Origin of the sequence: Streptomyces sp. P13-3-3 (genome assembly GCF_050571355.1) — a bacterium.
Taxonomy (GTDB): domain Bacteria; phylum Actinomycetota; class Actinomycetes; order Streptomycetales; family Streptomycetaceae; genus Streptomyces; species Streptomyces althioticus.
In genome coordinates this window covers 3,466,030-3,478,450 of the sequence record NZ_CP192228.1, presented here as the reverse complement: position 1 = coordinate 3,478,450, position 12,421 = coordinate 3,466,030, and the positions used below count along the sequence as shown (strand labels likewise).

Genomic DNA, 12,421 nt, shown 5'->3' with positions numbered 1-12,421 from the left:
GGTGCTTCGTACCGCCCCCGGAGGCGGGGCGGGGCCGTCGCCTCCGGGGGTGGCCGTACCGGTTACGAGCAGCGCTTTCCGTCCGCCGGAGGGGTGCCCTCGATCAGGTACGTGTTGATCGCGGAGTCGACGCAGGAGCTGCCGCGGCCGTACGCGGTGTGGCCGTCGCCGTCGTAGGTGAGGAGGCGGGCCGAGGAGAGCTGGCCGGCCAGGCCCTCCGCCCAGCGGTACGGGGTCGCCGGGTCCCGCGTGGTGCCGACGACCACGATCGGCGCCGCGCCCTTCGCCTCGATGCGCTGCGCCTCACCCGTGGCCCGCACCGGCCAGTACGCGCAGTTCAAGGAGGCCCAGGCGAGGCCCTCGCCGAACACCGGGGACGCCTTCTCGAAGTCGGGGAGCGCCTCCCGCACCTGCTCCGGGGTCTCGAAGGCGGGCGGCAGGTCGAGGCAGTTGACGGCGGCGTTGGCGGACATCAGGTTGGAGTACGCCCCGCCCGCGTCCCGCTCGTAGTAGCTGTCGGAGAGGACCAGCAGCCCGGCGCCGTCGTTCTCCTTCATCGCCGACGTCAGCGCCTCGCGCAGCCGCTGCCAGGCCGCCTCGTCGTACATCGCGGCGATCACGCCCATCGTCGCCAGCGACTCGGTCAGCTCGCGGCCGTCGGCGTCCCCGGCCGGCAGCGGGCGGGCGTCGAGCTTCTCGAAGAACGCCTTCAGGTTCTCGCCGACCTTCTCCGGGCTCGTGCCCTTGCCGCCCAGCGGGCAGTCACTGCGCCGCACGCAGTCCTTCGCGAACGCCGTGAACGCCGTGGCGAAGCCCTCCGTCTGCTCCAGGTTGAGGCGGCGCGCGCTCAACGACGGGTCCATCGCGCCGTCCAGCACCAGCCGTCCCGTCCGCTCCGGGAACAGCCCCGCGTACGTCGCGCCCAGCAGCGTGCCGTACGACGCGCCGACGTAACTCAGCTTCTCGTCGCCCAGCACCGCCCGCACGACGTCCATGTCCCGGGCCGCCTCGACGGTCGACACATGGCGCAGCAGCTTCGGCGCCTTCGCCCCGCACCCCTCGGCGAACGTCCGGTACGCCGAGACGAGGGTCTCGGTCTCCTTCTCGTCGTCGGGCGTGGTGTCCGTGCGGGTGTACGCGTCCATCGCGCGTCCGTCCAGGCACTCGACGGGCTCGCTGCGGGCGACGCCGCGCGGGTCGACGGCCACCATGTCGTAGCGGGCGCGCACCTCCTCGGGGTAGCCGATGCCCGCGTACATCTGGAGGTAGTCGACCGCCGAGCCGCCGGGTCCGCCCGGGTTGACCAGCAGGGAGCCCAGCCGCTTGCCGGGGCCGGTGGCCTTCTTGCGGGCGACGGCGAGGCGGACGTCCCCTGCGGACGGTTCGGCGTAGTCGAGCGGCGCCTTGACCGTGGCGCACTGGAACCCGGGGACGCCGCAGTCGCGCCACGCCGGTTCCTGTGCGTAGTACTCGGCGAGGGCCGCGGGGGTCGAGCCGGGCAGTGGGGCGAGGGCGGCGGCCGCTCCCGCCACCGGTGAACTGGCCGTCGTGTTCGTCGAGGTGCCGGAGGAGCAGCCCGCCGACAACAGCGCGGCTGCGGTGAACAGGGCTGCTGCGGTAAGGGTCCTGCGGGGGGTGCGCCGTGTGTGCATACCGGGAGCGTAACGGTGAGCGACATCACAGAAGCTCTGCGTACACGCCGTGCCCCGGACGAGTTACGCCACCGCGCGACGACGCCCCGCTCAGCCCGCCCTGAGCGTCATCCCGCCCTGAGCGCCATCGTCATCGCCTCCACCGCCAGCAGCGGCGCCACGTTCCGGTCCAGCGCCTCGCCGCAGGCCGCGATCGCCTCGATACGGCGCAGCGTGGACTCGGGCGTGCTGCTGCGGGCCAGACGCTCCAGCGCGTCCTCGGCGTCGGTGTTGGCGAGGGCGATGCGCGAGCCGAGCTGCAGCGCGAGGACGTCGCGGTAGAAGCTGGTGAGGTCGGCGAGGGCGACGTCGAGGCTGTCACGTTGGGTGCGCGTCCTGCGCCGCTTCTGCATGTCCTCCAGATCCTTGACCACGCCCGCCGTGCCCCGCGGGAGCCGGCCGCCCTGGGCCGCCCCGAGCGCCGCCTTCAGGTCCTCGGTCTCCTTGCCGTCCATCTCTTCGGCGAGCTGCTTGGCGTCCTCGGCGGCCGCGTCGACCAGCTCCTGGGCGGCCCTCAGCGCGCCGCCGACGTCCTCGACCCGCTGCGGCAGCTTCAGCACGGTGGCACGGCGGGCGCGCGCGGCCGGATCGGTGGCCAGGCGGCGCGCCCGGTCGACATGGCCCTGGGTGGCGCGGGCGACGGAGGCGGCGACGTCCGGCTCGATGCCCTCGCGGCGGACGAGCATGTCGGCGACGGCCTCCACCGACGGCGTGCTCAGGACGAGGTGGCGGCAGCGGGACCGGATCGTCGGCAGGACGTCCTCGACGGACGGGGCGCACAGCAGCCACACCGTGCGCGGGGCGGGTTCCTCGACGGCCTTGAGGACGGCGTTGGCGGACTTCTCGTTGAGCCGCTCGGCGTCCTCGACGAGGATCACCTGCCAGCGGCCGTTCGCCGGGGCGGTGAACGACTTGCGGACCGTGTCGCGCATGTCCTTGACCAGGATCTCCGCGCCGACGGCGGCCACGGTGGAGACGTCGGCGTGGGTGCCGACGAGCGCGGTGTGGCAGCCGTCGCAGAAGCCGCAGCCGGGGGCGCCGCCGAGGGCGCGGTCGGGGCTGACGCACTGGAGGGCGGCGGCGAAGGCGCGCGCCGCCTGGTTGCGGCCCGCGCCGGGCGGGCCGGTGAACAGCCACGCGTGCGTCATGCGGGACGCCTCGGGCGGGGGCGCGTCGCTCGCCGCGGCCGTGACGAACGCGTCGGCGTCCCGGGCGGCGGCCGCGAGCTGCTCGCTCACCCGCTCCTGCCCGACCAGGTCGTCCCACACGGTCATGGGTCAGCCCGCCCTTCCGTCGCGTTCGCGTTCGTACTGTGCCGGATCCATTGTGCGGGTCCGGACCGACATCCCTGAGCCACGATCCCCGGACACAGCGGTGCCGGGCGCGCCCGAAGGCACGCCCGGCACGGCACAACATGCTATTCAGCGCCGGCGCCACCGTCCGCCGCCACGGCCGTCGTCGTCGCCGTGGTCGTCCTCGTGCGGGCCGAGCAGTTCGTCGGCCAGCGACGGCAGGTCGTCCAGCGGGGTCTCCTCCGCCCAGTCGGGACGCTCCCGGCGGCGCGGGGCGTTCCCGGCGTCGACCTGCGGCAGCTCACGCGTACGGTCCTCGGGTTCCTCGGCGCCGCCCGCGGGACCGGGCCCGTCCTCGCGCACCGGGGGCAGCACCGCCGTCTCGTCGGCCGCGCCCGGCGGGACGGGAGGCAGCACCGCCGTCTCGTCGGCCGCGCCCGGCACCTGCGGCCGGGGCAGCTCGGTCGTCACCTCGGCGTCGGCAGGCGCCGGACGGTCCGCGTCCCGCGCGGCCTCCTCGTCCCGGACGCGCGGCAGAACGGCCGTCTCGTCCACGGGGCCGCCGGTCGCGTTGGTCGGCGTGACCACCGGCGTCGGCACGGTCAGCGCCTCGTCGGCGTCCTGGCCCGAGGCGGGCCGGGCCGGGGCCTCGGAGGGGGTCGCCGCGGTGCGCGGGCCCGCCTCCGCCGCGGCGGCCGCGCGCTCGGCGAGCTGCCGGGCCTGCTCGGCGCGCAGCAGGGCCTCCTCGGCCTTGCGCTGCTTCTCCAGGCGCTGCGCCTCGGCCTCGGCGCGCAGCCGCGCCTCTTCCTCCGCCTGCTTGCGGCGGCGCTCCTCCTCGGCCTTGCGGCGCGCCTCCTCCTCGGCGCGGGCCTTCTCCTCGGCGAGCAGCCGCTGACGCTCCTCCTCCGCGCGGCGGCGGGCCTCCTCGGCACGCTGCCGGGCCTCCTCCGCCTGGCGCTCGGCCTCGCGTCGCTGCGCCTCCTCCAGCTCGCGCCGCTTGCGCTCCTCCTCCTCGGCGCGCAGCTTGGCGAGCTGCTCCTGGCGCTCCCGCTCCAGGCGCTCCTCCTCGGCCTTGCGGGCCGCCTCCTCCTCCGCCTTGCGACGGGCCTCTTCCTCGGCCTTGCGGCGCGCCTCCTCGCGGGCGGCGATCTCGGCCTCGGACAGCGGCAGGACGCGGTCGAGCCGGTGCCGGATCACCGTGGTGACGGCCTCCGGTTCCTGGCCCGCGTCGACCACCAGGTAGCGGCCGGGGTCGGCGGCGGCCAGGGTCAGGAAGCCGGAGCGCACGCGCGCGTGGAACTCCGCGGGCTCGGACTCCAGCCGGTCCGGCGCCTCGGTGAACCGCTCCCGGGCGGTCTCCGGCGACACGTCGAGCAGCACCGTCAGGTGCGGCACGAGTCCGGCGGTGGCCCAGCGGTTGATGCGGGCGATCTCGGTGGGCGAGAGGTCGCGTCCGGCGCCCTGGTAGGCGACGGAGGAGTCGATGTACCGGTCGCTGATGACGACCGCGCCGCGCTCCAGCGCCGGGCGCACGACGGTGTCCACGTGCTCCGCGCGGTCCGCCGCGTAGAGCAGGGCCTCGGCGCGGTGCGAGAGGCCGGCGCTGGAGACGTCCAGCAGGATCGAGCGCAGCCGCTTGCCGACGGGGGTCGCCCCGGGCTCGCGGGTGAGGACGACCTCGTGGCCCTTGGAGCGGATCCAGTCGGCGAGGGCCTCGGCCTGGGTGGACTTGCCCGCGCCGTCGCCGCCCTCCAGGGCGATGAAGAAGCCGGTGCCTGCGGAGGCGGGGGCGGGGTCGTCGCCGCCGAGCAGCGCGTCCCGCAGGTCCTGCCGCAGCGGGATCCCGGAGCGGTCGTCGACCTTGGCCAGCACCATCGCGGCGACCGGCAGCAGCAGGGCGCCGACGAGCATGAGCGTGAAGGCGGCGCCGCCGTGGGCGAAGACGAACTTGCCGTTCTCCAGGCGGTGCGGGCCGATGGCCGCCGCCACGACGGGGGCGATCACCGCGCCGAGCCCGACGTACACGCGGACGACCGCGTGCAGGTGCTCGGTGACCCGAGGCCGGCGCTGCTCCTCGGTCTCCTGGTCGAGCAGGGTGTGCGCGATGTTCGCGGCCATGCCCGCGCCGACGCCGGCGAGCGCCAGGATCAGCAGCACGCTGGTGACGTCCGGGACGAGCCCGGCGGCGAGCAGCGCGAGGCCCGTGAAGGCCAGGGTGAGGGCGAGCATGCGCCGCCGCGACAGCGACGGCAGCAGGGCGGGCGCCGTACGGATGCCGACGACCACGCCGCCGGTGAGCGCGCCCACCGTCAGACCGAACAGGACGGGCCCGCCGCCGAGGTCCTTGGCGTGCAGCACGGCCACGGCGACGGCGGCCGCCACGGCCCCGGCCACGGACGCGCCGGCGACGACCAGCAGCCGCAGCGCGCCGGTGCGGCCCTTGTCGGGTCCGGCGGCGTGCCGCGGGCGGCGCAGGCCCTCCAGCGGTGAGCGCGGGCGGGGCGTGCGGGTGCCCGGCAGTTCGAGGAAGGTGACGACGGACAGCGACGCGGCGAACAGTCCGGCCGCGACGTACGAGGCGAGGGCCGCCTGGTGCTGGCCGAACCACTCGATGCCCGTGCCCAGCAGGTTGTTGCAGAGGGCGGCGACGACGAGCGTCAGGGCGGCGAGCGGTATCGCCACGAAGCCGGTGCGCAGCGACAGGCGGCGCAGGGCGTCGAGGTGGTCGGGCAGCGGCCGGATGCTGGCCCCCTCGGGCGGCGGCCCGGGCAGCAGCGCGGGCGCGGCGCCCTCGCGGGACACCGTCCAGAAACGCTCGGCGACGCCGGCCACGAACGCGGTGACGAGCAGGATCGCCAGGGCGTTGCCGGACGTCCAGTCGATCCACAGCGGCGCCACGATCAGCAGGGCGGCACGCAGTCCGTCCGCGCCGACCATCGTCCAGCGGCGGTCCAGCGGCCCGTCCTGCGAGGTGAGCGAGGTGAGCGGGCCGAGGAGGACGGCGCCGAACAGCAGCGTCGCGAGGATCCGCACGCCGAAAACGGTCGCCACTGCGAACGCCGCTCCGCGGTACCCGCCGCCGAACACCTGCTCGGCGACCGACGCCTGCAGGACGAGGAGCACCAGCACGAGGAGGGCGAGGACGTCGCCGACCCCGCCCACGAGCTGTGCGCTCCACAACCGTTTCACCTGCGGTCGGCGCAGCAGGGCGCGGACGGCACGCTCGCGGGAGTCCGCGACAAGGGCGTCGTCGGGGGCCGGTGGGGAGGCCGTGGGCTGCTCGGCTCGCGTCATGCGTTCAGCCTATCGGCCCGGGAGGACACCCCGGGGCCGACGCGCCTGACATGCACACGTCCCGAAACAGAACCGTGCCGGGACGTTCGCATTCCGAACGCCGGGCGGTGGAACCCGGCGTCACGGGCGGTGGAACCCGGCGTCAGGGGACGGGGGTTCCACTGCCCCACGGGACGGGGATCAGTCCTCCGCGCCGTTCGCCGCGGCCGTCTTCTTGGCGGCGGTCTTCTTCGCCGTCGTCTTCTTGGCGGCCGTGGTCTTCTTCGCCGCGGTCGTCTTCTTCGCCGCCGTCTTCTTGGCCGGGGCCTTCTTGGCCGTCGTCTTCTTGGCGGTCTTCTTCGCCGTCTTCTTCGCGGGCCCCTTGGCGCGCTTCTCGGCCAGCAGCTCGAACCCGCGCTCCGGCGTGATCGTCTCCACGCTGTCGCCCGAGCGCAGCGTCGCGTTGGTCTCGCCGTCGGTGACGTACGGGCCGAAGCGGCCGTCCTTCACCACGACCGGCTTCTCGCTGACCGGGTCGGTGCCCAGCTCCTTCAGCGGCGGCTTGGCCGCGGCCCGGCCACGCTGCTTGGGCTGGGCGTAGATCGCCAGAGCCTCCTCCAGCGTGATGGTGAAGAGCTGCTCCTCCGACTGTAGCGACCGCGAGTCCGTGCCCTTCTTCAGGTACGGGCCGTAGCGGCCGTTCTGCGCGGTGATCTCCTGGCCCTCGGCGTCCACGCCGACCACGCGCGGCAGCGACATCAGCTTCAGCGCGTCGTCGAGCGTCACCGTGTCCAGGGACATCGACTTGAAGAGCGACGCGGTGCGCGGCTTGACCGCGTTCTTGCCGGTCTTCGGGGTGCCCTCGGGAAGGATCTCCGTCACGTACGGGCCGTACCGGCCGTCCTTGGCGACGATCGTGTGCCCGGTCGCCGGGTCCGTGCCCAGCTCGAAGTCGCCGCTCGGCTTGGCGAGCAGCTCCTCGGCCAGCTCGACGGTCAGCTCGTCGGGCGCCAGGTCGGCCGGGACGTCGGCACGCTGGTGCTCCTCGGTGTCCTTCTCGCCGCGCTCGACGTACGGGCCGTAGCGCCCGACCCGCAGCACGATGCCGTTGCCCACCGGGAACGACGACACCTCGCGCGCGTCGATCGCGCCCAGGTCGGTCACCAGCTCCTTGAGACCGCCGAGGTGGTCCCCGTCGCCGTTGCCGGCGTCGGCGGCGGCGCCGCTGCCCGCGCCCTCGCCCTCGCCCTCGCCGAAGTAGAAACGCTTCAGCCACGGCACGGCGCGGGCCTCGCCGCGCGCGATGCGGTCGAGGTCGTCCTCCATCTTCGCGGTGAAGTCGTAGTCGACGAGCCGGCCGAAGTGCTTCTCCAGCAGGTTGACCACGGCGAAGGAGAGGAACGACGGCACCAGGGCCGTGCCCTTCTTGAACACGTAGCCGCGGTCGAGGATCGTGCCGATGATCGACGCGTACGTCGACGGGCGGCCGATCTCCCGCTCCTCCAGCTCCTTGACCAGCGACGCCTCGGTGTAGCGGGCCGGGGGCTTGGTGGCGTGCCCGTCGACCGAGATCTCCTCGGCGCTCAGCGCGTCACCCTCGGCGACCTGCGGCAGCCGGCGCTCACGGTCGTCCAGCTCGGCGTTCGGGTCGTCGGCGCCCTCGACGTAGGCCTTGAGGAAGCCGTGGAAGGTGATGGTCTTGCCGGACGCGCTGAACTCGACGTCCCGGCCGCCGGCGGATGTGCCGCCGATCTTCACGGTGACGGAGTTGCCGGTCGCGTCCTTCATCTGCGAGGCGACGGTCCGCTTCCAGATCAGCTCGTAGAGCTTGAACTGGTCGCCGGTCAGACCGGTCTCGGCGGGCGTGCGGAAACGGTCCCCCGAAGGACGGATCGCCTCGTGCGCCTCCTGGGCGTTCTTCACCTTGCCCGCGTAGGTGCGCGGCTGGGGCGGCAGGTAGTCGGCTCCGTACAGCTGCGTGACCTGGGCGCGGGCGGCGGCGACCGCCGTCTCGCTCAGGGTCGTCGAGTCCGTACGCATGTAAGTGATGTAGCCGTTCTCGTACAGCTTCTGCGCGACCTGCATGGTGGCCTTCGCGCCGAAGCCGAGCTTGCGGCTCGCCTCCTGCTGCAGCGTCGTCGTGCGGAACGGCGCGTACGGCGAGCGGCGGTACGGCTTGGACTCGACCGAGCGGACCGCGAACCGCGTGTCCTCCAGGGCGGCGGCGAGCGCGCGGGCGTTCGCCTCGTCGAGGTGGAGGGTGTTCGCGCTCTTCAGCTGCCCCAGCGAGTCGAAGTCGCGGCCCTGCGCGACCCGGCGTCCGTCGACCGTCTGCAACCGGGCGACCAGCGTCGACGGGTCGCTCGCGTCACCGGTGCGGCCGGTGGAGAAGGTGCCGGTCAGGTCCCAGTACTCGGCGGAGCGGAACGCCATGCGCTCGCGCTCCCGCTCGACCACGAGCCGGGTGGCGACGGACTGCACGCGGCCGGCGGACAGCCGGGGCATGACCTTCTTCCACAGGACCGGCGAGACCTCGTAGCCGTAGAGACGGTCGAGGATGCGGCGGGTCTCCTGGGCGTCGACCAGCTTCTGGTTGAGCTCGCGCGGGTTGGCCACGGCCTCCCGGATCGCGTCCTTGGTGATCTCGTGGAACACCATGCGCTTGACCGGGATCTTCGGCTTGAGCACTTCCTGGAGGTGCCACGCGATGGCCTCGCCCTCGCGGTCCTCATCGGTGGCGAGGAAGAGTTCGTCGGACTCCTTCAGCAGGTCCTTGAGCTTCTTGACCTGCGCCTTCTTGTCCGCGTTGACCACATAGATCGGCTGGAAGTCATGGTCGACGTCCACACCGAGGCGGCGCACCTCGCCGGTGTACTTGTCCGGAACCTCGGCAGCGCCGTTGGGAAGGTCGCGAATGTGCCCGACGCTCGCCTCGACGATGTAGCCGGGGCCGAGATAGCCCTTGATCGTCTTCGCCTTGGCAGGCGACTCGACGATGACGAGTCGGCGGCCGCCGTTCGCGGTCTCGCTGGTCGGGGACAACTTCGCTCTTCTCTCCGTCGACGCTCGGGCCTCCCCAGGCGCTTCACCCCGGGGTCGGGTCATGGTGACGCTGCGGAGTGTGACGGTACATCCCGCCCCCGTGTCAAACGGGAAAAGCCCGCAACGGCCACTCGAACGGTAACCCGACTACCACCGTTCCTGCCGCCCGGAGTGTCCAGACTCCGCCCGCTCTTATGCGGAGTGCGATCCTTCGGTTACTGCGGGGTCCCGACCTCGGTGCGCCTCAGAGACGGCCGAAGCACCAGGCGCCGAGGGCCAGGGAGACGAGCGCGACGGATCCGGCGCCCATGGTCGATGCGACGCGGTTCACACCGAGGGCGACCGGGCGGTGCTGCCGCGCACGGGACACCGTCCAGGCCAGCAGACCGGCACCGAACAGGCAGAACACCGTCCCCGCGTAGATCGCAGGCCCGCTCTCCATGGTCGCCCGCGCCCCCTCTCGTCCGTCCCTGCGCCGACTGCTCGGGACGCTCCCACGCGTGGGCGGCGGGGGGACGAACCGGAGGTGAACGGAGCGGCTCGGGAGGGCGGCGGGGTGACCGGAAGCGGGCAGGCTCGGTCCGCTTCCGGATATGTCCGCGGGTTCCGGACGGCCCGGCGCCGGGGCCGACATGGGCGTGAAAGATGCGGCGCACGACACAGGGGTGTACGGGTGCGTGCCACTGTGGCGTGCGTGGCCTGTGGGGCCTCGTGTGGGCTGGGCGTGGTGCCGTGTCGTCGTCGGCCGCGGGGCGGTGGGAGCTGGTCGCGCAGTTCCCCGCGCCCTTTGGAGGTGCTTCGGTGAACGCACCCCGAAGGGGCGCGGGGAACTGCGCGAGCAACCACCGACCACCCGCACCCGGGGTCCAGGGGCGAAGGGCCCCTCAGTCCACCGGGTTCAGGAACCCCTGCTCGACCAGCAGCCGAATCTGCGCCGGGGTGCGATCCCGCAGCAGGACGGGGTCCTCACCGAGAAGCTGGGCGATGGCGTCCAGGATCCGCCCCGCGGTCATGGTGCCGTCGCAGACGCCGGCGAACCCCGCGCCGATGGTGTCGACCTTGGTCGCCCGGCGCATCCCGCGGTTCTGCCGCAGCACGACGTGCTCCGGGTCCTCGGCGCCGGGCAGCCCGACCTGCTCCTGGACCACCTCGGGAGCCAGCTCGAAGCGCGCCTCCAGCAGCGCCGCGTCGTCGTGCGACCGCAGGTGGTCCAGCCGCTCGAAGTGAGCGCGGACCGTGTCACCGAGCGGCTGCTCCACCGGGTGCGGCCACTCCTCCACCGTGACCGACGGCACGGCCGCGTCCGACCGGCGCAGGGTGATCCACCCGAAGCCGACCGCCCTGACCTCGCGCGCCTCGAACTCGTCCAGCCACGCGTCGTAGCGCGCCCGGTACTCCGCCTCGTCCCCGCGGTGGTCGCCCGCGTCCCGCAGCCACAGCTCGGCGTACTGCGTCACGTCCTGCACCTCGCGCTGCACGATCCATGCGTCGCAGCCACGCGGCACCCAGGAGCGGAGCCGGTCCTGCCAGTCCTCCCCCTCCACGTGCTGCCAGTTGGCGAGGAACTGCGCGTACCCGCCGACGGCGAGCCGCTCCCCCGCCTGCTGCACCAGCGTGCGGCACAGGTCGTCCCCGCCCATCCCGCCGTCGCGGTAGGTCAGCCGCGCCCCGGGCGAGATGACGAACGGCGGGTTGGACACGATCAGGTCGTACGTCTCGTCGTCCCGCAGCGGGGCGAACAGCGACCCCTCGCGCAGGTCGGCGGCCGGGACCCCGGAGAGCGCCAGGGTGAGCGCCGTGATGTGCAGAGCGCGCGGGTTCACGTCGGTGGCGGTCACGCGCGTGGCGTGCCGGGCGGCGTGCAGCGCCTGGATGCCGGACCCGGTGCCGACGTCGAGCGCCGACCCCACGGGCGTACGGACCGTGATGCCGGCAAGCGTGGTGGACGCGCCGCCGACACCGAGCACCACGCCCGGCTCCCGGCTGCCGATGCCCCCGGCGCCGCCGACCGCGCACCCGAGGTCCGACACGACGAACCAGTCCTCGCCGTCGGACCCGCCGTACGGCCGGACGTCCACGGTCGCCGCGAGCGCGTCCCCGCCCGCGGGGCGGAGCCAGCCGCTCTCCAGGCAGACGTCGACGGGCAGGACGCCGTCCAGTCCCGCGCGCTCCACCGGCTGCTGGAGCAGGAACAGCCGCACGAGCAGCTCCAGCGGGGTGTCCCCTCGCGTGGCGCGGAGCGCGGGCACGGTCTCGCTGCGGGCCAGCGCCGCGTACGCGGGGGCGCCGAGCAGATCGAGCAGTCCGTCGGCGGTGAAGGAGGCGCCGAGCAGCGCCTCCCGCAGCCGGGCGGCGGCGTCGGTGCGGTCGGACGAGGGCAGGGGCGGCAGGCTGGCGTCACTCACGCCCCCCATTGTGGCCGCCGCCCCCACCCGGCGCGCACCCGCGGCCGCTGAGCCGCCGTCAGCCGGGCGGCCCGTAGCGCGCGGGACGCCGTCAGCTCTTGGTCGCGCCCGCCGACGCGGTGGCGGTCTGGCAGCTGGCCTGACGGGACATGGCCTCGCCGACCTTGCCCTCCTCCAGCGCGCTGAGGGCGTCGCTGCCGCTCTTGCTCAGCTTGTCCAGCTCGGCCGCGATGTCCTTCAGACCGTCGGCGAAGTCCGCCTGGTCCTTGGTGTTGAGGCCGTCGACCTGCTTCTTCAGGGTGGCGTAGGACGCGGAGATGCTGTTGAGCTCCTTCACGGCGTCCTGCTGCTTCTGCTCACCGTTCTCGACGTCGGGCGCGCCGGCCTTGGTCACGGCGGCGCCGATGGCCTTGTAGGCGTCGGACATGTCCTGGAAAGCCTTCGAGTCGGCCTGCTGGACCGCCTGCGGCGTGCTGTTGTCCGAGGTCTCCTTCTGGATGGCGGTGTTGGCCGCCTTGATCTTGGCGGCCTGCGGCTGCACGCCGTCGCAGACCTCCTTCGCCCATGCGTCCAGCTTCTCGTCGCTGTCGTCGCCGCCGCATCCCGTCAGCGCCAGTACCAGTACCGCACCGCCGGACAGTGCGGCCGCGAGCTTCTTGTTCACCGGATTGGTCCCTTCCATGGCCTTCGGCCCCGGAACATACACGCCGGATGGCCT

General features: G+C 73.5%; 7 protein-coding genes. All 7 read right to left on the bottom strand.

The window, feature by feature from the left end:
* Nucleotides 1-62 precede the first annotated feature (62 nt).
* Entirely contained in the window at nt 63-1,652 is a 1,590-nt protein-coding gene (locus tag ACQZOG_RS15890) for an alpha/beta hydrolase (RefSeq protein ID WP_387757774.1), read from the bottom strand.
* Nucleotides 1,653-1,759: 107 nt separating this feature from the next.
* Nucleotides 1,760-2,965, bottom strand: a complete 1,206-nt coding sequence (locus ACQZOG_RS15885; RefSeq protein WP_033274893.1) for a DNA polymerase III subunit delta' — start codon at nt 2,963-2,965, stop codon at nt 1,760-1,762.
* Between the two features lie 147 nt (nt 2,966-3,112).
* On the bottom strand, nt 3,113-6,277 hold the full coding sequence (gene tmk / locus ACQZOG_RS15880; protein WP_193468055.1) for a dTMP kinase: 3,165 nt from the start codon (nt 6,275-6,277) through the stop codon (nt 3,113-3,115).
* 180 nt (nt 6,278-6,457) lie between these two features.
* On the bottom strand, nt 6,458-9,298 hold the full coding sequence (topA, locus tag ACQZOG_RS15875; RefSeq protein ID WP_286199477.1) for a type I DNA topoisomerase: 2,841 nt from the start codon (nt 9,296-9,298) through the stop codon (nt 6,458-6,460).
* Nucleotides 9,299-9,542: 244 nt separating this feature from the next.
* On the bottom strand, nt 9,543-9,740 hold the full coding sequence (locus tag ACQZOG_RS15870; RefSeq protein ID WP_261675382.1) for a hypothetical protein: 198 nt from the start codon (nt 9,738-9,740) through the stop codon (nt 9,543-9,545).
* Between the two features lie 442 nt (nt 9,741-10,182).
* Nucleotides 10,183-11,712 carry a DUF7059 domain-containing protein gene (locus ACQZOG_RS15865; RefSeq protein ID WP_203550395.1) on the bottom strand — a complete coding sequence of 510 codons (1,530 nt, stop codon included), beginning with the start codon at nt 11,710-11,712 and terminating at the stop codon, nt 10,183-10,185.
* An 82-nt stretch (nt 11,713-11,794) separates the two neighbouring features.
* On the bottom strand, nt 11,795-12,385 hold the full coding sequence (locus tag ACQZOG_RS15860; RefSeq protein ID WP_193454469.1) for a small secreted protein: 591 nt from the start codon (nt 12,383-12,385) through the stop codon (nt 11,795-11,797).
* Nucleotides 12,386-12,421: the final 36 nt, after the last annotated feature.